19 protein-coding genes and 2 pseudogenes are annotated in these 22,542 nt (G+C 68.5%); 9 read left to right on the plus strand and 12 right to left on the minus strand.

The window, feature by feature from the left end; genetic code table 11:
* Positions 1-94: 94 nt before the first annotated feature.
* Positions 95-2,503: a hypothetical protein gene (locus tag OVA30_RS12905; protein WP_268175654.1), complete on the minus strand. Its 2,409-nt coding sequence runs from the start codon at positions 2,501-2,503 to the stop codon at positions 95-97.
* Between the two features lie 145 nt (positions 2,504-2,648).
* Here OVA30_RS12905 and OVA30_RS12910 point away from each other — a divergent pair, with 145 nt between their 5' ends.
* Genes OVA30_RS12910 through OVA30_RS12935 form a run of 6 tightly spaced genes read left to right on the plus strand, consistent with a single transcriptional unit; the run spans position 2,649 to position 8,908 of the window.
* On the plus strand, positions 2,649-3,689 hold the full coding sequence (locus OVA30_RS12910; protein WP_268175655.1) for an ABC transporter substrate-binding protein: 1,041 nt from the start codon (positions 2,649-2,651) through the stop codon (positions 3,687-3,689).
* A gap of 13 nt (positions 3,690-3,702) precedes the next feature.
* A complete protein-coding gene (soxC, locus tag OVA30_RS12915) occupies positions 3,703-4,911 on the plus strand; it encodes a sulfite dehydrogenase (RefSeq protein ID WP_268175656.1) in 1,209 nt (402 codons plus the stop codon).
* Complete coding sequence (locus OVA30_RS12920; protein ID WP_268175657.1) at positions 4,901-5,485, plus strand: c-type cytochrome; 585 nt, start codon at positions 4,901-4,903, stop codon at positions 5,483-5,485. Before soxC ends, OVA30_RS12920 begins: the two co-directional genes overlap by 11 nt.
* Positions 5,482-6,450 (plus strand): aliphatic sulfonate ABC transporter substrate-binding protein, encoded by a 969-nt coding sequence (locus tag OVA30_RS12925; RefSeq protein WP_015823520.1) that lies wholly within the window; start codon positions 5,482-5,484, stop codon positions 6,448-6,450. The genes OVA30_RS12920 and OVA30_RS12925 overlap by 4 nt, the downstream gene beginning before the upstream one ends.
* Before the next feature lie 5 nt (positions 6,451-6,455).
* Positions 6,456-7,502, plus strand: a complete 1,047-nt coding sequence (locus tag OVA30_RS12930) for an LLM class flavin-dependent oxidoreductase (protein ID WP_056498364.1) — start codon at positions 6,456-6,458, stop codon at positions 7,500-7,502.
* Positions 7,499-8,908, plus strand: coding sequence for a nucleobase:cation symporter-2 family protein (locus tag OVA30_RS12935; protein WP_268175658.1), 1,410 nt, complete (start codon positions 7,499-7,501; stop codon positions 8,906-8,908). Before OVA30_RS12930 ends, OVA30_RS12935 begins: the two co-directional genes overlap by 4 nt.
* On the opposite strand, the gene OVA30_RS12940 is transcribed toward OVA30_RS12935, so the two are convergent.
* From OVA30_RS12940 to OVA30_RS12955, 4 genes are read right to left on the minus strand one after another with little or no spacing between them, the layout of a single operon-like run.
* Complete coding sequence (locus tag OVA30_RS12940) at positions 8,824-9,480, minus strand: 2-hydroxychromene-2-carboxylate isomerase (protein ID WP_268175659.1); 657 nt, start codon at positions 9,478-9,480, stop codon at positions 8,824-8,826. The genes OVA30_RS12935 and OVA30_RS12940 overlap by 85 nt on opposite strands.
* On the minus strand, positions 9,477-10,358 hold the full coding sequence (locus OVA30_RS12945; RefSeq protein WP_268175660.1) for an ABC transporter ATP-binding protein: 882 nt from the start codon (positions 10,356-10,358) through the stop codon (positions 9,477-9,479). The genes OVA30_RS12940 and OVA30_RS12945 overlap by 4 nt, the downstream gene beginning before the upstream one ends.
* Complete coding sequence (locus OVA30_RS12950; protein ID WP_268175661.1) at positions 10,355-11,230, minus strand: ABC transporter permease; 876 nt, start codon at positions 11,228-11,230, stop codon at positions 10,355-10,357. The genes OVA30_RS12945 and OVA30_RS12950 overlap by 4 nt, the downstream gene beginning before the upstream one ends.
* Positions 11,227-12,669: an ABC transporter substrate-binding protein gene (locus tag OVA30_RS12955; protein WP_268175662.1), complete on the minus strand. Its 1,443-nt coding sequence runs from the start codon at positions 12,667-12,669 to the stop codon at positions 11,227-11,229. Before OVA30_RS12955 ends, OVA30_RS12950 begins: the two co-directional genes overlap by 4 nt.
* A gap of 335 nt (positions 12,670-13,004) precedes the next feature.
* Here OVA30_RS12955 and OVA30_RS12960 point away from each other — a divergent pair, with 335 nt between their 5' ends.
* Positions 13,005-13,769 (plus strand): Crp/Fnr family transcriptional regulator, encoded by a 765-nt coding sequence (locus OVA30_RS12960; RefSeq protein ID WP_268175664.1) that lies wholly within the window; start codon positions 13,005-13,007, stop codon positions 13,767-13,769.
* 37 nt (positions 13,770-13,806) lie between these two features.
* On the opposite strand, the gene OVA30_RS12965 is transcribed toward OVA30_RS12960, so the two are convergent.
* The 6 genes and pseudogenes from OVA30_RS12965 to OVA30_RS12990 form a co-directional block, all read right to left on the minus strand.
* Positions 13,807-14,778 carry a HEAT repeat domain-containing protein gene (locus OVA30_RS12965; RefSeq protein WP_268175665.1) on the minus strand — a complete coding sequence of 324 codons (972 nt, stop codon included), beginning with the start codon at positions 14,776-14,778 and terminating at the stop codon, positions 13,807-13,809.
* A 5-nt stretch (positions 14,779-14,783) separates the two neighbouring features.
* Positions 14,784-15,017 carry a 4Fe-4S dicluster domain-containing protein gene (locus tag OVA30_RS12970; protein WP_056117876.1) on the minus strand — a complete coding sequence of 78 codons (234 nt, stop codon included), beginning with the start codon at positions 15,015-15,017 and terminating at the stop codon, positions 14,784-14,786.
* Between the two features lie 14 nt (positions 15,018-15,031).
* Positions 15,032-16,780 (minus strand): fumarate reductase/succinate dehydrogenase flavoprotein subunit, encoded by a 1,749-nt coding sequence (locus OVA30_RS12975; RefSeq protein WP_076643208.1) that lies wholly within the window; start codon positions 16,778-16,780, stop codon positions 15,032-15,034.
* 11 nt (positions 16,781-16,791) lie between these two features.
* Positions 16,792-17,114, minus strand: a pseudogene (locus OVA30_RS12980) (gamma-butyrobetaine hydroxylase-like domain-containing protein).
* A 538-nt stretch (positions 17,115-17,652) separates the two neighbouring features.
* Entirely contained in the window at positions 17,653-17,826 is a 174-nt protein-coding gene (locus OVA30_RS12985; protein WP_268175666.1) for a hypothetical protein, read from the minus strand.
* 410 nt (positions 17,827-18,236) lie between these two features.
* On the minus strand, positions 18,237-20,240 hold the full coding sequence (locus OVA30_RS12990) for a putative bifunctional diguanylate cyclase/phosphodiesterase (protein WP_268175667.1): 2,004 nt from the start codon (positions 20,238-20,240) through the stop codon (positions 18,237-18,239).
* Between the two features lie 392 nt (positions 20,241-20,632).
* Here OVA30_RS12990 and OVA30_RS12995 point away from each other — a divergent pair, with 392 nt between their 5' ends.
* Positions 20,633-21,700: a methyltransferase type 12 gene (locus OVA30_RS12995; protein WP_326493617.1), complete on the plus strand. Its 1,068-nt coding sequence runs from the start codon at positions 20,633-20,635 to the stop codon at positions 21,698-21,700.
* A 120-nt stretch (positions 21,701-21,820) separates the two neighbouring features.
* On the opposite strand, the pseudogene OVA30_RS13000 reads toward OVA30_RS12995, so the two are convergent.
* Positions 21,821-22,134, minus strand: a pseudogene (locus OVA30_RS13000) (IS481 family transposase); the annotation flags it as partial.
* Positions 22,135-22,245: 111 nt separating this feature from the next.
* On the opposite strand from OVA30_RS13000, the gene OVA30_RS13005 reads away from it, so the two are divergent.
* On the plus strand, positions 22,246-22,389 hold the full coding sequence (locus OVA30_RS13005) for a hypothetical protein (protein ID WP_268175669.1): 144 nt from the start codon (positions 22,246-22,248) through the stop codon (positions 22,387-22,389).
* The last annotated feature ends 153 nt before the right edge of the window (positions 22,390-22,542 follow it).

Consider the following 22,542-nt stretch of genomic DNA (forward strand, 5'->3'; position numbering starts at 1 on the left):
GGCGAGAAGGGCGTTTTCCTTCACTTCGCGGCACATCGTCGTGTTCGCACGCCGGACGGCCGCGTCCGTCGCGCCGCCGAGCAGACGCCGACGATCAACTGGATGAGATGGGCTTCGCCGCGCCCCCGTCCGCGAAGGTGATGAACTGTGCCGAGGACCAGACGCGGCTGCCGTCGCGCTGGCGCCCCGAGAAGTAGACCGGCCGGAAGCCGAACGGGGCGTTCTCCGGCTCCACATGGATATGCCCGGCGATATCCCGCGGCAGCGGCGCTTCCGTCAGACGCTCCAGCGCCAGGAACAGCCCGGCCCCGCCGAGGTCACGCTGCAGGGCGCCCGCCGCGATCAATTCGCGGCCGGTGCATTCGAAACGGAAATCCGGAGCATGGACGAAGGGGGCGGGCCGGCGCGGATCGCCGACCTTCACGAAGCCGCCGATCGTGCCCTCGACCAGGATGCGGCATTCCTCGAGACCACCGATATCGATCTCGATGGCATCGCTGTCGCCGTAAGTCTCGGAGCGGAAGGCGATCTCGGTCGGGCCTGAGCGCCACGCCGTCTCCTCGGCATGCTCGAAGCCCTGGGGGACGATGCGGCGGATCGTGCCATTGAGGATGCGGATGCGTCCCTCCCAGGCCGCCCAGCGATAGCGGTCGCGGATGCGCGCGCCGCCGAAGCGCAGGCGCACGAGGCGCTCGGAGAATCCGCATTCGGCGTGGAGGTCGCGCCGCCAGATCTCGCCGGTATGATCGTGGGCGGTCAGTTCCTCCCAGCCGGCCTCGCCGAGGAAATGATAGTCGAGCCGCGCAGCGCCCTCGTGCGTAAAGGCGTCGCCCTGGCGGTGCGGGCCGCAGCGGACCAGCAGGGCGCTGCGCTCGCCCGTCGTCGCGAAGGTGTGGCGCGCCCGCAAGGCGCGGCCGACCGCGCGGCGGTCGAGGCTGTCCGCCAGGATGCCGGTGAGCCCGCCGCGCACGCCGAACACCTGCACGCCCGGCGCGCCGCCGCCCGGCCGTCCGCGGTGCTCGTCGCCGTTGGCACAGACGCCGAGCCGGTAGCCGCGGGCGATCACGTCCCGGTAGAGCCAGTCGAACTGTCCCCAGGCGGAGGCGATCTCTACGAGGCGCTCCAGCTCCGGATGGTGCCAGTCCGGGATGTAGCGGCGCCCGCCGACATGCGGGATGACGAGGTGGTTCTCCGGATCGTGCGCGTAGGCCGCCCAGAGATCCTCGACCGGCCAGCGCCCGACCTCGACGCCGGTGCCGCCCATGCTTTCGTTCCACAGGAAGGTGCGGTTGTGCTCGCCCCGCTCGTTGAAGGGGAAGCCGGGCGGATCGTCGCCGAGGAACAGCACCTGATGGTCGCCGCCCGCGGTCGAGCTGCCGCACCATTCCTGAACCGAATAGGCGACGAAGCGGCCGGGCACGTCGAAGCCGGCCGTCACCGCGACGCCCTCACGCCAGCCTTCGTCGGTGATCTGGAAGTCGTTGGCGGTGTAGCCGTAGACATCGACCCCCGCTACGTCGCGGGCATAGGCCGCGTTGTAGGCCGGACTGTTGGTGCCCACCGTATCGTGGGCGTGGACGTGGAGATCGCCGTAGAGCGCCCGGGGCACGGGTGCGTCGGCGAGCCCGGTGACGAAGGCCTCCCCCTCCGCCACGTCCCGGGCGCTCGGACGCGCGGCACAGATGCGCAGCTCGTCCGAGACGGGCGGCAGATCCTCGACCCGAAGCGTTGCCCAGCCCTGCTCCGGCAGGGCGTGACGGCGGCGATAGACCTCACGCCCCTCCGCGGTGGCGGCGATGTCGAGCGGGCCGCCGAGGTCGCGGGCGACGTTGCCCCAGCGGTCGAGCAGGGCCACGGTCAGCGGCGGCGCGACGCCCTCCGCCACGAAACGGGGGGCCCCGAGCTGAATCCGCTCCGGCGGCCCGGCGACGATCGCGATGACCGGGTCACCCGGCACCGCCACGTAGCGCGAGGTGCCGAGCGGATCGACGTAGCAGCGGAAGCGGAAGCCGTCCTCGACGAAGGTCTGGACGCGGGTGCCCGGCCCCCCGGCCCGCCGGTCGCCCAGCCGGATGACGATACGGTCGCCCGCATTGAGATAGCCGTCGACCACATCGACGATCACGGCCTTCTGGAACGGGCGCTCGTGGCCCTTCTGGTCGAAGCGCACGCTGAGCGACTGCACGGTCGCGGGCGACTGCCCCGGCAGCAGCGGGCCGGCCTCGTATTCCGCGCTGACGTAGTTGGCCGCCGACGGGTCGGCGGTCTGGAACAGCGCCCAGTCGGAGTAGAACTTGAACGTCGCCTTGAAGGTCGCCCCGTCGGCGATGCCGCAGGCGCCGACCTCGTAGGTCAGCACGATCTCGTGCCAGCTCCCCGCCACCAGCCGGTCGTGGCTGCAGGCGACGCTGCCGAGGAAGGGGCGCGCCTTGATCGCCGCGTAGAGCCCGGCCGGGGCCACATGCTCGCCCAGCCGCTGCCGACGCTCGCTCTCGTCCTGCATCGCCAAGATCCTCGTCCTCCGTCACCGATTTGCTCAGGGCTTTAGCCTTGTCGCCCGAAGATGTCTTGCCTATTGGCATGACTTGTACATAATACAAAAGGATATGAATAGATCTTATCTCGATCCCGTAAATAAAAGAACGATCATGTCATCGCACTTCATCCGGTGGGCAATTCTTCTCTTCGCGCTGTTCGGTGCCTCGGGCTCCGCCTTGGCGCAAGGCCAGGTTCAGAGCCTGCCGGTGCGGATCGGGGCGATCCCGGTGCTCGGTGCCGCGCCGCTCTTCGTCGCCGAGCGGGAGGGCTGGCTCGGGGCCGGCGGGCTCAAACCCACCGTAACGCTGTTCGATTCCGGGCCGAACGCGGTGCAGGCAGCGGCGAGCGGCACGGTCGATGTCTACGTCGCCGGGATCACGCCGGTGGCGATCGGGCGGACGCGCGGGGTCGATCTGCGGGTGGTGGCGGCGACCGCTATCGGCGAGAACGTGCTCGTGGCGGGCGCCAAGCTCGCCGGGCCGCTCACCGACGGCACGGCACCGGCCGCCGCCTTCCGGCGCTTCCGGGAGGAGACGGGCCGCCCGGCCAAGATCGCCACGCAGCCGCCCGGTTCGATCCCCTACACCAACCTGTCCTACTGGCTGCGCGAGGTCCACAAGGTCGATCCGGCCGACGTGCAGATCCTGACACTCGGCATCGACGCGGCGCAGCAGGCGATCCTCGCCGGCGCGGTCGAGGCCGCGACGGTGCGCGAGCCGGGCCTCAGCATCATCCGCGAGCGCAACCCGCAGATCCGCCTCGTCGCCGGCGGCAACGAGCTGTTTCCCGGCCAGCCCGGCACCGTTGTGGCGGTGCGCGGCGCCTTCCTCGAGCAGAATCCGGCGGCCGTGCGCACCCTCGTCTCGGCCATCGTGCGGGCCGTCGATCTGATCAAGCGCGAGCCCGAGCGGGCGCTTCCCGCGGTGGAGGCCGCGCTCGGCAAGGGGATCGTCACCGCCGCGACCCTGCGCAACGCGCTCGCCTCGCCGGCGACCCAGTATGTCGCCGATCCCCGCACCATCGTGGCGGCGACAGGCGCGATGCTGGCCTTCCAGACCAAGCTCGGCATCAGCGAGCAGACACCGCCGACGGAGGGATTGTTCGACCCCCGCTTCTTCGAGGCGGCCCAGGCCGAGGCGAGCGCGCGATAGGATGGGCGGGGTCATGGAAAACCGCCGCGCCTTCCTGCGCCTGGCCGGCTCGCTTGCCGGGGCGGGCGCCGCCACCGGAGCCCTGGCGGAGGCAGGCCCCCTCGAGGTGCCGCCCTGGACCCGCGAGCAGGGCGCCACCGCTCCGGGCTATGGCCGGCCCGGCCCGCGGGAGACGCTTGCGCGCTATCCCCGGCTGCCGCCGCCCTTTCCCGGGGCGGTGGCCACGGTGACGCCGCTCCAGGGCCTGCACGGCATCCTCACGCCCAATGGCCTGCATTACGAGCGCCACCACGCCGGCATCCCGGCGATCGATCCGGACCGGCACCGCCTCGTGGTGCACGGCCTCGTCGCGCGCCCGCTGATCCTCACCATGGACGACATCCTCCGCTTCCCCGCGGTCTCGCGGCTGCATTTCCTCGAATGTTCGGGCAACACGCCCTGGCTCGGGGCCAAGCCCGACTGGACGGTGCAGGACAGCCACGGCCTGATCTCCTGCGCCGAGTGGACCGGCGTCGAGCTCTCGACCCTGCTCGCCGAGGTCGGCGTGCAGCCGGACGCCGCCTGGATCCTGGCGGAGGGGGCGGATGCCTGCGCCATGACCCGCTCGATCCCCCTCGACGCGCTCGACGGGGCGATCCTCGCCTACGCGCAGAACGGCGAGCGGCTGCGGCCGGAGCAGGGCTATCCCCTGCGGCTGTTCCTGCCGGGGCTGGAGGGCAACCTCAGCATCAAGTGGCTGCGCCGCCTGAAGGTCGGCGACCGGCCGTTCCAGACGCGGGAGGAAACCTCGAAATACACCGACCTGATGCCGGACGGCACGGCGCGGCAATTCACCTTCGTGATGGAGGCCAAGTCCGTCATCACCGCGCCGTCGGGCGGCCAGCAGCTTCGGGAGCCCGGATTCCACGAGATCCGGGGCCTCGCCTGGACCGGGCGCGGGCGCATCGCCGGCGTCGAAGTCTCGACCGATGGCGGCGCCTCCTGGACGGAGGCGCATCTGGAGGGGCCGGTGCTGCCGCGCTGCTTCACCCGCTTCCGCCTGCCGTGGCGATGGGAGGGCGGACCGGCCAAACTGCTGAGCCGGGCGCGGGACGAGACCGGCTACGTGCAGCCAAGCCGCGAGGCCTTGGTCGCCGTGCGCGGCACCCGCTCCTTTTACCACAACAACGCGGTGTTCGGCTGGAGCCTCGGCGCGAACGGGGCGGTGACCTATGCGGCCTGAGGCGCTTCTTCCGCTCGTCCTGAGCCTCACCCTCGCCGGCCCGGCCGCGGCGGCCCCCCTCGGCATCGGCCACCCGGCGAGCCCTGAGACCATCGCTGCCTGGGACATCGATGTCCGGCCCGACGGCCAGGGCCTGCCGCCCGGCCACGGCAGCGTGCGCGACGGCGCGGCCCTGTTCGCCGCGCGTTGCGCCGGCTGCCACGGCGCCCGCGGCGAGGGGGCCGCCGCCGAGCCGCTGGCCGGCGGCCGCGGCAGCCTCGCGAGCGCAAAACCCCTGCGCACCGTCGGCAGCTTCTGGCCCTATGGCACGACCCTGTTCGACTACGTGCGCCGGGCGATGCCGTTCGACGCGCCGCAATCGCTCAGCCCGGACGAGACCTACGCGGTCAGCGCCTACGTGCTGCACCTCAACGGCCTGCTGCCAGAGGAGGCGAGCCTCGATGCGGCCTCCCTGCCCAGGGTCGCCATGCCGAACCGCGACGGCTTCACCGCCGATCCGCGCCCCGACATCGCACCGCCGAATCCCTCCGCTCGCCCTTCCGCCCGGCCCGCCGCGCACACGGAGACCCGATGAGCCTGACCCGCCGCCACTTCGCCCTTTCATCGAGCGCCGCACTCGCCGCAGGCCTCGTCCTCGGTCGCTCCGGCCCGGCCCGCGCCGGACGGACGGTGAAGCTGAGTTATCAGCGCTCCTCGACGCTCCTCACGGTGCTGAAGGCGCGGGGCACCCTGGAGGAGCGGCTCGGCGCGCAAGGGCTTGGCGTGAGCTGGCACCTCTTCACCAAGGTGCTCGAGCCGATGAACACCGGCGCGGTCGATCTCCACGCCGATGTGGCCGACGCGGTGCCGATCTTCACCCAATCGGCCGGAGCCCCGCTGACCTTCTACGCCATGGAGGCCGGTTCGCCGCGGGCCGAGGCGATCATCGTGCCGGACGAGTCGCCGATCCGCACCGTCGCCGATCTGAAAGGCCGCACGGTCGGCGTCTCGAAGGGCTCGGGCTGCCACTTCATCCTCGCGGGCGCACTGAAGCGGGCGGGCCTGCGGTTCGCCGACATCCGCCCGGCCTATCTGGAGGCGGCGGACGGGCTCGCCGCATTCGAGCGGGGCGGCATCGAGGCGTGGTCGATCTGGGATCCCTTCCTGGCCATCGTGCAGGCCAAGCGCCCGGTGCGGGTGCTGGCCGACGCCACCGGCCTGTCGAGCTATAACCGCTACTACACGGTCAACGACCGCTTCGCCGCCGAGCAGCCGGAGGTCGTCGCCACGGTCTTTTCCGCCCTGGTCGAGGCGGGACAATGGGTGAAGGCCAACCCGTCGGCGGCCGTTGCGCTGCTGGCGCCGATCTGGGGAGACCTGCCGCCGGCGGTGGTCGCCACCGTCAACGAGCGGCGCTCCTACGCGGTCAAGGCGGTCGATCGGGCCGCGCTCTCCGAACAGCAGGCGATCGCCGACACCTTCCACGAGGCCGGGCTGATCCCGCGCCGGCTCGACGCCACCGCCGTATCGCTCTGGCAGCCGCCGGCAGGACGCGGGTGAGCGCGATGAGCCACCCGCTCCGCTTCGGCGTCTGGGCGCCGGTCCACGGCTCCCGCGCCGCCCGCCACGATCCGGACGAGCCGCACGATGCCTCCTGGGCGCGCAACCGCGCCCTCGTGCTCGAGGCCGAGCGCCTCGGCTACGATTCCGTCCTCGTCGCCCAGCATACGGTGAACCCCTACGACGAGACCCGCGACCAGCTGGAGGCCTGGACCGCCTCGGCCGCGCTGGCGGCGCTCACCGAGCGGATCGAGATCATCGCGGCGATCAAGCCGGGGCTCTACCATCCGGTGTTGCTCGCCAAGATGGCGCTGCAGATCGAGCAGGTCAGCCGGGGGCGCTTCGCCCTCAACCTCGTCAACGCCTGGAACCGCGCCGAATTCGAGCGGGCCGGCCTGCCGTTCCCGGCCCATGACGAGCGCTACGCCTATGGCCGCGAATGGATCGCCCTGGTGGACCGGCTGCTGCGGGGCGAGCGCGTCACCCACGAGGGCCGGCACTTCCGCGTCGAGGACTATCAGCTCAAGCCCGCGGGCACTTACCGGGCGCGGCCGGCGATCTATGTCGGCGGCGAGTCCGAGCCGGCCCGCGCGCTGGTGGCCGATCACGGCGACGTCTGGTTCATCAACGGCCAGCCGCTGGCCGCGGTCGCCGATCTCATCGCCGACGTCGCCCGGCGCCCGGCCGCGCAGGGCCGTCTGCGCTACGGGCTCTCGGCCTTCGTGATCGCGCGGGAGACGGAAGCCGAGGCGCAGGACGAGTTCGCCCGGCTTCTGAGCTTGAGCCGCCGCGACGAGGCCATCCGCGCCGACACCCGGGCGCGCACGGACGCGGCGAGCGTGATGTTCGCCAAGACCGATGCGGCGGCCGCGCACCATGTCGGCACCAACGGCGGCACGGCGGCCGGGCTCGTCGGCAGCTACGATGGGGTGGCCGAGCGCATCCGCGCCTTCCACGCGGCGGGAATCGAGCTGTTCATGCTGCAATTCCAGCCGTTCGAGGCGGAGATGGCCCGCTTCGCCGCGCAGGTGTTTTCGCGAGTGAAGGGATGAGGCCGGTCGATCCCCTTCCCGGCGGCCCGCCGCGAGACGGCGTCGATGCGGTGCCGCCCGCGCCGCGCCTGTTCGTGCTCGGATTGCAGCACGTGCTCGTCATGTACGCCAACGCCATCGCCGTGCCGCTGATCGTCGGCGGGGCGCTGCACCTGCCGAAGGACCAGATCGCGCTTCTCATCAACGCCGACCTGTTCGCCTGCGGCATCGCCACGTTGATCCAGACGGTGGGCATCGGCCCGTTCGGCATCCGGCTTCCCGTCATCATGGGCGTGACCGCGGTGGCGATCCAGCCGTTGCTCGCCATCGCGGCGATGCCCGGCGTCGGCCTCACCGGCATCTACGGCGCTGTGATCGTCGGCGGCCTCTACGGGCTCCTCGTCACGCCCTTCATCGGCCGGGTGATGCGGTTCTTCCCGCCGGTCGTGACCGGCACGATCCTCCTGATGATCGGCATCGCGCTCACCCGCGTCGCCGTCGGCTGGGCGGGCGGGGGTGCGGGTAGCGCCGATTTCGGTGCGCCCGGCACGGTCGCGGTGGCGGCGGGCGTGCTCGCCGCGACCCTGCTCATCGCCCGGTTCGGTCCGGGCTTCGTCGGCCGCGTCGCCGTGCTCCTCGGGATCGGGCTCGGATACGCCGTCACCCTGGCACTCGGCTGGACGAGCTTCGAGGGCCTGGGCGCCGAACCGTGGCTGCGAGTGGTGCTGCCCCTGCAGTTCGGGCTGCCGACCTTCCACCTCGTGCCCTGCCTGATCCTGTGCCTCGTGATGACGATCGTCTTCATCGAGGCGACCGGGATGTTCCTGGCGCTCGGCGTCATGACCGGGCGAAAGGTCGCGACCGAGGACATCCGCCGGGGCCTGCGCGCCGACGCGCTCGGCACGCTGATCGGCGGCCTGCTCAACTCGTTTCCCTACCTGTCCTATTCGCAGAATGTCGGCCTCGTCGGGCTCACCGGCGTGCACAGCCGCTGGGTCTGCGCGGCCGCCGGCGGGATCATGCTGGTGCTCGGCCTCGTGCCCAAGGTCGCCTATCTCGCGGCCTCGATCCCGCAGCCGGTCCTCGGCGGGGCGGCGCTGGTGATGTTCGGCATGGTGGCGGCGACCGGCATCCGCATCCTGGCTCAGGTCGATTACGCCCGCGCGGGCAGCCGCGACGCGCTGATCATCGCCGCCTCATTGGGGATCGGCCTGATCCCGATCGTGCAGCCGCTCTTCTTCCGGGCCGTGCCCGACGCGTTCGGGCCGATCGTGAAGGATCCGATCCTGCTCACCGCGATCGCGGCCATCCTGCTCAACGCCCTGCTCGGGCAGAGCGGGGCTCAGCCGGAAGCGGAGAGGTCCGGCAGCGCGATCGGCGCGTCCGAGCCCGAGATCGCCGCCTCCAGCAGGTCGAGCCGGTCCTGACCCCAGAACGGCTCGTCGCGGTAGACATAGAACGGCGCCCCGAACACCTGCCGCCCGATCGCCTCGCAGGTCAGAGCCGCCTCGGCCGCGCGGAACGCCGGCTCGTCGGCTCGGGCGAGCAGGCGTTTCCCGTCGAGCCCGGCCGCATCGGCGAGCCGGACGATCGTGCCGGGATCGGCGATGTCGCGTTCGTCCGCCCAGACGGCGCTGAGGCCGGCATGGACGAAGTCGGCGACCGCGCTGCCCTCGTCGAGGGCGGCCAGCAGGACCCGGTGGGCGAGGGAGGGGTCGGCCGGGTAGAATTTCGGGTGCAGCACCAGTGGGATGCCGCGGATGCGGCGCCAGCGCTGCATTTCAACGAGGCGGTAGGCCTGCCGCTGCAGGGGCCTCTCCTTGACGGGCTTGCCGCCGCCGGCGGCGAAGACCGCCATCAGATCCACCGGCTTGTAGACGATCCGCGCGCCGTTCCGTTCGGCGAGATCGCGGAAGGCGCGACTGCCGACATAGGACCACAGCGAGAGGAAGCTGAAATAGTACGTGATGGTCGGCGACGAGGGAGCGTTCGAGGTCATGCCGGGACTCCGATCGGGCTCAAGCGGGCGAGCGGCACATGGCCGGGATCGCTGTGAAGGAGCGCGAGGCAGCGCTGCTTGATCGCCGTGAAGCGCGGATCGGTGATCAGGCCGCGGTCCCGCGGGCGCCCGAAATCGAGGGGAATGTCGTCGAGGATGCGTCCCGGCCGCGGCGTCATGACGACGAGCCGATCAGCCAGGAACAGGGCCTCGTCGATGTCGTGCGTCACGAACAGGATCGTGGTGCGGTGGCGCGTCCAGATGTCGAGCAGCAGTTCCTGCATCGTCAGCCGCGTCTGCGCGTCGAGTGCTCCGAACGGCTCGTCCATCAGCAGGACCCGAGGCCGGTTGATCAGCGCACGGGCGATCTCCACCCGCTGCTGCATGCCCCCCGACAATTCGGCCGGATAGCGCTCGGCGAAGTCGGACAGCCCGACCTGCGCCAGCAGCGCCCGGGCCCGTTCCCGGCGCTCGCTGCGGCCGACGCCCTTCATCTTCAGGCCGAAGGCGACGTTGTCGATCACGCTGAGCCAGGGGAACAGGGTGTGCTGCTGGAAGACGATGCCGCGGTCGGGATGCGGCCCGGCGATCGCCCGCCCATCGAGGCTGACGCTGCCGCGCGACAGGGTGAGGTGCCCGGCGACCGCCCCGAGCAGGGTCGATTTCCCGCAGCCTGAGGGCCCGAGGATGCAGACGAATTGGCGGCCTAAGATGTCGAGGCTGATGTTCTCGACCACGTCGAACGCCGCATCGCCCCGACCGAGCCGGATCGCCCCGTCCCGGATGGCGACGTGACCGTCGGCAAAGGGATCGGTGTCGGCAAGAGGATCGGTGCCGGTGAGAGGGCCGGTCTGGACCGGTGCCATTCCCGCGCTCATCGCTGGCCTCCCGCGCCGACCCAGGGCGTCGCCCGGTCGCCGAGCCAGCGCACGACGAGGCTCGATCCCATCCCGAGGATGCCGATCAGCAGCATGCCGACGACGATGTCGTCGTAGTTCTGCAGCGTATAGGATTCCCAGGTGAAGTAGCCGATCCCGTACTGGCCGGAGATCATCTCGGCGGTCACGAGGCAGAACCACGCCGTGCCCATGCCGATCGCCGCCCCCGTCACGATGCTGGGCGCGGCGCCCGGCAGGATCACCTCCCGCAGGATCGCGGCATCGCCCGCGCCGAGGCTGCGGGCGGCGGCGACAAGCCGGGGATGCACCGATTCCACCCCGTGCACGGTGTTGAGCAGGATCGGGAACAGCGCGCCCGTGAAGGTGATGAAGGCCATCGAGACCTCGGAGGACGGGAACATCAGGATCGCCAACGGGATCCAGGCCACCGCCGGGATCGGGCGCAGCACTTCGAGCGGCGGCAGCAGCAGGTCGCGGGCGAGCCGTGACCGGCCGATGGCGAGGCCGAGGGCGACGCCCACGCCCAAAGCGGCGAGGAAGCCCGACAGCACCCGCGCGAGACTGACGCCCAGATGGGTCGGCAGCGCGGGGGCGTGGACCAGCGCCCAGGCCGCCTGCGCGGCGGCCGCCGGGGTCGGCACGTTGCGGAAGGTGACGAGGCCGAGATCGAGCCGGCTGCTCGCCGCGAGATGCCACGCCAGCAGGCTCAGGGCCAGGGCGAGGCCGCGCAGCGCCAAGCGCCCGAGCGTGGATGGTCGCGCAAACCGGACCGGCCGCCCGCGCGGCGCGCGGACCGGGGCGGCCGTCTCGATTCCTGAGGCGCTCACCGACGGGCTCATCGAGGGGCTCATCGGGCCGAGAGCCGCGCGTGGCCGCTCCGCGCGGCGGCGAAATCGAGCACGTCGCCCCCTTTCGCCGCGGCGTGGGCCTGCGCGTCGCCCTTGAGCAGGAAGGCGCTCAGATGCCCTTGCGCGTCGCGCACGTACCAGGCCTGGGTGGCGAACAGCTTGATCCCGTTGCCCCGATCCTGGGCGTAGACGGCGCGGGCCTCGCGCCCCTGGCCTTCCAGCTCGGCGAGCGCCGCGAACGCCGCTTCCGGCGAGGCGTAGGGGCGGACCTTGTCCTCGCCGCGGATCCAGAGCTGCGCCACGCGGGACGGATCAGTGATCGGCTTGCCCGTTGCGCTGTCCTGCGCGGCGAGCGGCAGCGGCGCCTCGTCCTTGAGCCGCGCCTCGTAGTCGAGACCGGCCTGCGCCGCCGCGGCGCGGATGAAACGGTCATCGACGAAGCGGTCGAGGTCGATGTCGGAATCGGCCTTCTTCAGGAGTTTGAGCGTCTCGAAGGAGGTCTTCACCGCCTGCCGGTAGGCCGGCTTCCAGGTCACGTCGCGGGTCTGGAGGCCGAGCGGTCCGTGGAACAGGTAGGCGACCTCCGCCTCGATCCCCGTCACCCGCTCGATGAGTTCGGAATACTTTTCCGGCTCGGCCGCGATCAGCCGGTCCGCCTCGATCGCCGCGCGCAGGTAGGCGGTGACGATCTCCGGGTACTTCTCGGCATAGTCGGCATCGGCGAGCGCGCCGTGGAAGGTCGGGGCGTCGGCCTGGGCGCCGTCGTAGATCTTGCGGGCGAAGCCGCGCCAGGGGAACAGCTCGGCGAAGGGCACGAAGTCGGCATGCGCCTCGATCTTGTTAGCGAGAAGCGCGGCGCCCGCCACCTCCGGAGCCTGGGTGATGATGGTGACGTCGCGGCCCGGCTCCCATCCCTGCGCCTTTACCGCCCGTAAGAGCAGCCCGTGCGCGGTCGAGGCGAACGGCACCGAGATCGTCTTGCCTTTCAGTTCGGCGAACGACTGCACCGGGGATTCCTTCGGCACGACGACGCCGTTGCCGCTGCCGTGCAGGCTGCCCGAGAGCACCGAGATGAACAGCGAGCGGCGCCCGGCCTTGGCGAAGGCGTAGCCGTTGAGCGAGCCGGGGAAATCGGCCATCGCCCCGAGATCGAGCTTGCCCGCCACCATCTCGTTGGTGAGCGGCGCGCCGCTGGTGAAGTTGCGCCACTGGATGTCGTAGGTCGCGTCCTTGTAGCGCCCGTCGCGGGGCAGGAACTTCTCCAGGAGCTTCAACTCGCGGATCAGCAGGCCGCCGGTGGCGCAATTGATCGTGGTGTCCTGCGTGCCGACGGCGACCCGGATCGTCTCGGCCCGGGCTGCCCCGGAGCCCGCCGCGCCGAGCACCGTGGCGGTCAGGAGGAGCGCTGCGAGGCGGCGGGTGAGCGGGATGTGCTGTGTCACCGTGAGGCTCCGTGAGGCGAGGCAAGTCCGTCGAGGCGAGTGCGTCGGCCGCTCGCGAGGGCGGCGACCTCGTGGATGTGCCGTTCGGACAGCCGTTGCGGCGAGCAATTAATTTCGTTGGAAAGTTGAGATTCGGATCGATGGGCGACTGTTCTTGGGCCGCAGGAAATCTCTTCTCGCGAAATGTTTGGTAGGAGAAGAATGTGTTCTGTCGACCGCCCGATTTGGAATTGCTCTCAAGCAGGCCGCGCCGATAATCGAGAGCGGGAGATGGGTCATGCTCAGGGCCTCGCACCCGAACGTTTCCCCGACGTTCTCATGTTCCCGAGGTTCCCATGTCGTCGGCACCGCTCGCCCTGTCCGAACCCCGCCGTCCGGCGCCCCTGATCGCCAGCGCGCTGTTCCTCAGCGAGACAGTCGAGGGGCTCGACGACGGCGCGGGCTTCCTCGACGGGCTCACCCCCGCCGAGAGCGCCCGGGTGCGCGCCGCCGGCCGCACGGTGAGCCTCGCGCCCGGCGAGAGCGTCTTCACTCAAGGGGCGCCGCACGAGGGCATCTTCCTGATCGAGGAGGGGCGGGTCCGGGTGTTCTATTCGGGGCCGTCGGGCCGGCAGGTGACGCTGGCCTACTGGACGCCGGGCCACTTCATCGGCGGCCCCAGCATCTATGGCGGCGGCTGCCATCAATGGTCGGGCGTGGCGATCGAGCCGGTGCGCGTCACCGTGTTGTCGAGCGCGACCCTGCGCGGGCTGATCCGCCAGATGCCGGGCTTCGCGATCTGCCTCATCGCCGCGCTGGAGGCCAAGGGGCGCTGCTACACCGCCATGGCGCAGATGCTCGGCACACGCTCGGTGATCGAGCGGTTGGCCCAGCTTCTCCTCAATCTCGGCGAGCTCTACGGCATCCCTGAGAACGGCACGGTGATCATCCGCCGCCGCATCACCCACGACGAACTCGCGGCCCTCGTCGGCTCGACCCGGCAATGGGTGACGATGATGCTCAAGCGGTTCCAGCGCGAGGGCATCGTGTCCGTCGATGCGACGCATATCCGCTTGGTGCGGCCCGGGCGGCTGCAGGAGATCGTCCTGACCGAGGGGTGAGCCCGGCTCCGGCCCCGTGACCGGAGCGAGGCACTCCCTACGCCGCCAGCCGCGCCAGCGCCCAGCGCGCGGTCTTGCGCACGTCCGGATCGGGATCGTTCGCGATGCCCTCCAGCCCCGCTTGCGCGGCCGGGTCGGCGATCTCGCCGAGCGCGGCGGCCGCCTCCTTGCGCAGGGACGCCATCTCCTCGGACAACGCCGCGAGCACCGTCGGCACAGCGCGGCGGAACCTGAGCCGCCCGAGGCTGCGCAGGGCCTTCTGGCGAACCTGCCACGTGGCGTCGCCGAGCGCCGCGATCAGCACCTCGCCGCTTGCTTCGGCACCTTCGGCCGTCCCGGCCCGTCCGAGGGCCTCGGCGGCGGTCTCGCGGACGCTCCACTCGGCGTCGTGCAGCGCGGCCGCGATCGCCTCGACGGCGCTGCCGTGGCGGGCGAAGGCGAGGCCGCCGACCGCGGCGCGGCGCACCTCGGCATCCGCGTCGCGGGTCGCGGCGATGAGCGAGGGCAGCGCCTCCTCCCGCTTCAGGTAGGCGATGACGCCGACGCCCTGCGCCCGCACCGCCGGCTCCGGATCGCCGAGCGCCGCAACCGCGGGCCCGAGCGCGGCGGGCAGCCTCAGCCCCCGCAGCGCCCGCAGGGCCGCCGCCCGCACGAAGGCATCGCCGTGCCCGGCGAGCGGCAGCAGCGGATCGCCGGCGCGGGCATCCTTCAACTCCGTCAGGCTCTCGGCCGCCGCCGTCGCGACCGAACGGTCGGGATCGGTGAGCGCGCCCGCCAGCGCGGCTGCGGTTTCGGGGCCGTCGAAGCCGCCGAGCGAGAGGGCCGCCTGCCGCCGCACATCCGGATCGGGATCGGCGGCGGCCCGGGCGAGCGGGGGCACGGCGTCCGGGTCGGCGGTCTCGGCGAGCGCGAGGACCGCGACGCGGCGCACCGCCGGGTCGGCATCGTCGAGGCCGCGGGCGATCTCGGCAACGTCGCCGAAATCCTCGAACGGATCGGTGATGGGCATCGGGCTCACCGCAGCAGGTAGGGAATCTGGACGGTGACGGCGCCGGTCGGGCAGTCGGTTTCGCAGGGCATGCAGTACCAGCACTCGTCGTACTTCATGTGGGCCTTGCCGGTGAGGTCGCTGATCCGCAGCACGTCGAGGGGGCAGACATCGACGCAGACCGTGCAGCCCTTGTCGGCGATGCATTTTTCCGGGTCCACGGTGACCGGGACCGTGCTGGGCTGGTGGGCGAGGGGCATGGATGTCTCCGGGCTCAAGCCTGCTTGCGGACACGCTGGCGGTCGTAGGCGCCGCGCTCGTCCGCCTCGATCGGCACGATGTACGGCGTGATCGGCCGCTTCTCGCTGACCATGCGGCCCTCCACCTTCCGCAGGATCGTGTGGCAGAACCACTCCGCATCGTTCTTCTCGGGGTAGTCGGTGCGGTTGTGGTAGAGGCCCCAACGGCTCTCGGTGCGGTAGAGCGAGGCGTGGGCGGCCATCTCGGCGCAGTCGAGAATCGAGGACGCCTCCAGCGCCCGCATCAGTTCGTGGCTGTCACGGGCGACCATCCGCGTCTCCAGATCCTCCCGGATCTCGGCAAAGCGCCGCTGCCCGATCTCCATCTTCGCCGTGACCTTGGGCGGCTGCAGGTAGTCGTTGACGAAGCGGCGGGTCTTGTACTCGATCTGGTTCGGCGGAATGCCGTCCTCGCGCCGCGTCGGCGCCAGCACCCGCTCGCGCTCGCGCGCCACCGCCTCGGCATCGATCTCAGGCAGGTCGATCGCCCCCGCGTGGTCGATGGCGTGCTCGCCCGCCACCGCCCCGTTGGTGAAGGCGCCGAGCATGTAGTTGTGGGGGACGTTGGCCATGTCGCCGGCCGAATACAGGCCCGGCACGGTGGTGCGGGCGAATTCGTCCACGAACACGCCCGACGCGCTGTGGCCGGAGCAGAAACCCACCTCCGAGATGTGCATCTCGACCATACGGTGGCGGTAATCGGTGCCGCGGTTCTCGTGGAAGCGTCCGCGCGAGGGCCGCTCGACCTTGTGCAGGATCGTCTCGATTTCCGAGACCGTGTCGGCGTGGAGATGGTCGAGCTTGAGGAAGACCGGGCCCTTGCCGCTCGAGAGTTCGTTGTAGAATTCCTGCATCATCTGGCCCGACCAGTAGTCGCACTCGATGAAGCGGTTGCCCTCGCTGTTGGCGGTGTAGGCGCCGAACGGCCCGGCGACGTAGGCGCAGGCGGGGCCGTTATAGTCCTTGATCAGCGGGTTGATCTGAAAGCATTCGAGGTTCGCGAGCCCGGCACCCGCGTGATAGGCCATCGAATAGCCGTCGCCGGAATTGGCGGCGTTCTCGTAGGTGCCCCACAGATAGCCCGAATGCGGCAGGCCGAGCCGCCCGGCCGCCCCGAGGCAGAGGATCACCGCCTTGGCGCGGATCACCAGGAACTCGGCGGTGCGGGTGTTGACCGCCACCGCCCCGGCCACCGCGCCGTCGGGCGCGTTGAGAAGCCGGGTCGCCATGAAGCGGTTCGAGATCAGCACCTGCGCCTTGCGCAATTGCCGGTAGAGCGCCTTCTTGACGGTGTCGCCGTTGGGCATCGGCAGCACGTAGGTGCCGAGATGGTGCACCTTCTTGACGTCGTAATCGCCGTTGCCGTCGCGCTGGAAGCGGATGCCGAAGCGGTCGAGTTCCTGGATGATCTCGAAGCAGTTTTCGGCATATTTGTAGACCGGCGCCTGATCGCAGATGCCGTCGTTCGCGATGGTGATTTCCTTGGTGTACTGCTCCGGCGTGGCGTAGCCGGGGATGACGGCGTTGTTCAGCCCGTCCATGCCCATGCTGATCGCGCCCGAGCGCTTGACGTTGGCTTTCTCCAGCAAGATCACCCGGGCCGCCGGGTTGCGCAGCTTGGCCTTCAGCGCCGCCATCGGCCCGGCGGTGCCGCCGCCGATCACCAGCACGTCGCAGGCGACCTCCGAGGTCGCGTCCTGAATCGCGTCTTGCGCTGCGCTCATCGCCGTCTCCCTCACGCCGCCGCGCGTTCGGCCGCACACGGGGTCGTGTCGTCGCCGAGCGCGCGCAGGTAGGACCAGGGGAAGATTCCGCGGTCGTGCCCGTCGGAGAAGACGAGGTTCACGGCGTAGGCGCCGACCGGCACGACGTCGGTGATCGCGATGTCGTGCGGCAGCGCGGGGGGAGCCCGTCGATCCCAGCACGCACGGTCTCGGCGCTGCGGCTATGGGCACGAAGCGTCGCGGCCGTGAGGTGGGAGGCCATACCATCCTCCCAGATTACGTCGAGGCGCCGGCGCTCTTCCGTCAGCCTGATCTCGCGCGGGGTCGCCGCCATCTTCGTCCTCCTCGACGCTGCCCAGGCACCGAACAGGCGGGCCCGACCTCCGCGGTTAGACCGCCGTGGCGAGGACGATTGAAGAAACTAATTGCCTCCCGTTCGCGGCGGCCGGGTTCAGGATCGGGGCGCGGTTGCGCGCCACATGGGATGGCGCTTGCCCCTGAGGGCAGCTTCGCCGTTTCCACGCGCCGCCCCCTTCAGCCGGCAGCGGTTAAGGTGAAAGCCGGCATCAATCGCACTGAGGACATCTGCCCCGGCATCTGAGCGGCGCGCGTGCGAAGATCTAATCCGAGCGCTGTGACGATGAGATCGGCGGTCACGGAAGCGGTGTGAAGCGACATGGTCGCCCCCATTGAGCTGGGCGCGGTCTCTGACCATCAGGGGCCGTGTCAATAACGAACCAGGAGATGGGGAGACAGCTCAACGGCTGAGGTGCCGATCAGCGCGGCTCGCAGTGTGACCCTTCCGCGATCGCACATGACACGACCGCCGCCCCACGTATCGGCATAGGCCGTAGCAGGCCTTTTAGCCCAATTCAGAACTCTGGATCGTAGTCGTCCGCGATCGGCGGCTGATCCGTCTTGACCACCCACGTATCGGCTAAGGCAGTCGGTGCCGCTCTTGTCTTCGGTGGGCTGATGAGCATCGTTGCCCAGAACGCCCCAGTGGCGAGGGAAAGCGCAAGTAGGAACACGTAGATAGCACGCATGATCATCACTCCCTGATCAGGCAGCTCTATGGTGTCGCAGATTGCACAATACACTCGTGCGGCGGCACACGCGACGCAAAGTTCCGTGAGCTTCTTGCAGGCCGTCCCATCTGGCTCTGGGCGGGTGACAATCCTCTTCGCATCAATACCTATGATTGCCTGGGCACTTTGAGGTCAGCCGGTCGCCGGATCGGCATTCAGCGTTGCGCCCTTGCTATCGCCTACGAGCCGGGCGGCACCTCGAAAGCGGATGCCGCACCAGCGAGGATCTTACTGTTCGACGGACCCAGGCCTGAGGCCGCTGAGAATTTCCGAGGCTCCATTTTTCGTGATGAGCGCAGATCCGCGAATGCCTTGGCTGAAGTGTGACGCAATCGCAAGTCAAACACGCCACATAGAAGGCAATACACTCAACTACCGTGCTGCATTTCTAAATTCTCGTTTGAAGGCAAATACTCAGAAAGCATCAGCTTAAGTTCGCTGCGGGGCATTGGCCTGCCGAGGTGATAGCCTTGAAACAGATCCGCGCCGAAGGACGACACAAGGTCGATCTGCCACGCCTCTTCAACGCCTTCGACGATCGGCCGCTGAGCGCAATTGTTGACCAAGTCGATGATATTCTTAAGCAGTTTTGCCCCACGTGGGGTATCACAGCTCTGCACAAAGAAACGGTCGATCTTCACCATATCAAAACGCAGTTCACTCAGGCAGGTAAGGCCCGCAAAACCCGTCCCGAAATCATCCAGCCAAACGCGGATCCCGATCGTGTTGAGCCGATCCATCAACTGAGCGACTTCTGGATTGCCACTGATCTCCCCGCTCTCGGTGATCTCCAGAGCAAGGCGTGACGGAGCGATGCCGGCGGCTCGGACGATGGCTTCGACGGAACTGATGAAGTTCGGTTCGGAGATTTGTCGTGCGGAGATGTTCACGCTGACGATGGGTAGTTCGGGCTCGCTCGCGAGAAGGTCGCAAGCCTGACGCAGGATCCATGCGCCCATCTCAAGAATGGCGCCCGTGCGCTCGGCGACAGGGATGAACGTTTCTGGGGAGATCGCACGGCCTTGCGTGTCCTTGAGCCGCATCAGCGTTTCCGCGGCCCAGATGCGTCCGCTTGAGACATCGACGATGGGCTGAAAGACCGCGGATATGCGCCCGTCCGTGACAGCCGCTCGAAGCATCTCCGCATTCAGATCATCGCTCTCGGTGCTATGGCGCATCCTCGCATTGAAGATTCGCGCGCGGTTGCGGCCTTCTTCCTTCGCGACATAGAGAGCGTCGTCAGCTGCGGAAATCGCACGCTCCGGCTTATCGTCCGCGACATCCGCGGAGAACGCCGCTCCGATGCTCACCGTGACATGGGAGAGCGGATCACGCCGTGCTGCATGGGGGATCTGCAACGCCTCGACGGCTTGACGAACCTCCTCAGCGAATTCGAGAACCTGTTCGGCTGAATCCGCCTGAAAGAGCGCCGCGAACTCCTCGCCTCCGAAGCGCCCGATAGCATACCGCCGCTTATCGGCAGCGCCGCGCATCGCCTCACCCAAAGCGGCGAGGCAGCTATCGCCCCGTTGATGCCCGTAGCGGTCGTTGTAGAGCTTGAAGAAATCGACATCGATCAGGATCACGCCGAACGCCTGCCCCGAGTTGACATTGGCGAGCCAGAGTTCCTGCAGGACGCTGTCGATCGCACGGCGGTTGGCCAAGCCCGTCAGGACGTCGGTCGTGGACAGCCGGAACAGCTCCTCGCCGCGTTGGACGACCTCACGCTGCTGCAGCTCGGCCCGGCACGCGTTCAAATGCACGCGGTACCGCTCTCGATTGTACTTGAGATTGAGGAACGCCGTGAGCATAAAACTCAGTATATATAAGGAACTAAAGCAGATGATGTAGGATAAATTGCCATTCGAACGGAGGGCCCAGAACAGGAATGTCGCGGTGATCAGGCCTGACGAAAGTAGGGCGAACCTGAAACTGAGGTTAAAAAACAGATTTGCGACCAGCATGAAGATCAAGCCGTATCCGGCATAGTAGAGGATCGCTGTTTCATCGGAGCTCTGGGTCGCAAGATAGAGCCAGGCTGCGAAGCCGACATAGATGCCGAGTGAGCACTGAAGCTCGAGGGCCTGCGTATCGACGCCGCGACGGACCTGCAGCATGATCGAAGTGACATAGCCCACGCCGAGCACGAGACGCAGCGCGATGAGGTAGGGGAGCATGTCGCGGATGAGGAGCGCATCCATCACGCCGAACGCGACGTAGAGCAGGCCCACCAACTGACACGCGCGACCCATCTCTTCGCGCATCGCCTGTGCGTATTGCGCCCGGAAAGCGGCATTCAGAATCGGCGAACGGCGTTGAAACCAACGCTTGCCGAGCTCCTGATCGAGTAAATCGAGCGTATCGCTGTTCATCGTGGACCGAGCCTCATCCAGCATCGATACCAACGCGGTGTCCCAAAACCCTTAATGCGGGCTCCATCGCTGTGGATCGCACTGCCTGGGTATCAAATCCTTGATGCGTCATCATTCGGGATCTTTGGCGGTCCCACGCCCTGATCGGCCGGTGCGGCGCGCACGGCACAGGCCCTGGCAGCGCTGAGCAGGCCGCGCGTCGCCGGATCAGAGCGAAAAACGCTCACATAAGAACGAAAAAGCGCGTCGAGATACGGACGCCCTGCCTACAGGCACGGATATACGAAGCCGTTGAACAAGCGCGACAAGCCTCTGGACAAAGCTTAACCATTCATTAACCTTAACCATAAGACCCGGATGCGCTCCGGCGTCGGGGCTAAGGGCGGTCGAGCATGTCGAGTGGGCAACTTTCTTTATCTCGTGACCCGGATCGCTTGCGCGATTTCGCTTCGCTCAGGGCGTTTGAACGATCACGACTCGATGGCGGTCGGATCCCGACGGAGCTGCCGGCGGCGCTCTATCCGGTGGTGGCGGATGACGTCAGCCGCGCCTTGACCAGCCTTCTCGGACTTGCGGTTCCGGGAAATTACACGGGGCTGACGGACGCGGTCATCGATCTGCTCAGGGTGCTGAAGGAGACCTTCAGCGACCGGACATGGCGGGAAGCCGTGCTGCCGGCGGCCCGCGCACATGCCCTGGCCAGCCTCGTTCACGAGTGCCCCTTCACGCGCCACTCCTTCACGAAGCCCCGTGGCTACCCCGGCGATGCCGGGCTTCTCGACTTCGTCTATCGCCACCCAACCGCGCGGCCCTCGCAGGAAGCCGCAACGGAGGCCGGGCGCACGGTCATGACGTTCACTGTGGGTGTGACGGCGTGCGAAGCGGTGCGCCACCGCCGGTCCATCTTGGCCGGGAAGATCGACGAGGCCGCGGCACGCCGGGATCGACCCTCGATCTTGTCGGTCGCCAGCGGCCATCTGCGCGAGGCGGAACTCAGCATCGCCCTGACGGACGGACGGGTTGGGCGTCTCCTCGCAACCGATCAAGACGCTTCCAGCCTTGCGGTTGTCGATGGTTACCGCAGCTCGATCTCAGATGCGATCGAGACGCGACAGGTCACCGTCCGAAACATTCTCTCGGAAAAGACGGACCTGGGCCGCTTTGACCTCATCTATGCTGCGGGGCTCTACGACTATCTCGATGCAAGGGTCGCGGCGCGCCTGACGCGCATTCTCTTCGAGCACCTCAACGAAGGCGGACGGCTCCTCATTCCGAACTTTCTCTGGGGCGTCCCAGAGGAGGCTTATATGGAAGTCTTCATGGACTGGTACCTGTTGTACCGCTCCCGTGAGGAAATCGAGAGCTTCGCGCAGGACCTTCAGCCAGCCGACGTCCGACAGACGACCTACACAGAGGACGCGATGGGCGTGATCGGCTATCTCGAGATTGAACGCGTCTAGGGGCAAATCCGGCCTGATCGTATCGGGCTGGAGCCTCAAGACCTCTGCGCGCGGCGGTGGAGGGGGAAAATCTCTGGTATTGATTCCCCCTCCACTCGCGCGCCTGTGGCCGGCTTCTGGCCGGTGTAGCCCTGATCGACGAAGGCGAGCTCGACGCTGGGTTGGAGCGCATCAAGGCAATCGTCCGACGGCAGAAGAATATGCCGCCGGAAGGCAACGACGATGGCTTCCTCCTCCGGGCTCAGGACGGTGAACCGCGCTTCTATTCGGCCCCATGCGCGCGTCCGCCGATGTCTCCCGACCACGCCACTTCTGAAGTGTGGCCGGGCTGACGCCGTCGCGTTGGACGCCGCTCTCACGCTCTCTTGACGAGCTTGGATTGCCCGACGGATCGCCTCAGTCGTTGTGGCGCTGCCGTGGAGAACCTGTCCTATAGCGCATCTCTCGATGCACGCCCAGGCGTACCACCACACAAAGGGACTGAACATCGAGCAGGCCGAAGGGGGAGTGCTCGTTCGCCGGGAAGATGGACGCTGTTGGCAGGGATGGCCATCGATATCGATTACTTCAAATTGGCCAACGACAGGCAGCGTCATCTTGTGGGCGATCAAGTCATTCGTGCCGTCCCCGACATCATGCTGCGTGAGTTCGGCGCGATCGGTCGGATCGGTCTTGGGCGTCGTTCCTAACCGGCACAACGGGACGGGCCGGCATTCGCAAACCGACAAACATGGCACTCCCCGCCGGCAAACACGCTGCTTCGCCAAAAAACGTCGGTCAACGAAGGCAACGAGTCATTCGGGAGATCACCGACAAACGTACCGCATGCGGACTACGGAGAA

It is taken from the genome of Methylorubrum sp. SL192, from assembly GCF_026672325.1.
GTDB lineage: Bacteria > Pseudomonadota > Alphaproteobacteria > Rhizobiales > Beijerinckiaceae > Methylobacterium > Methylobacterium extorquens.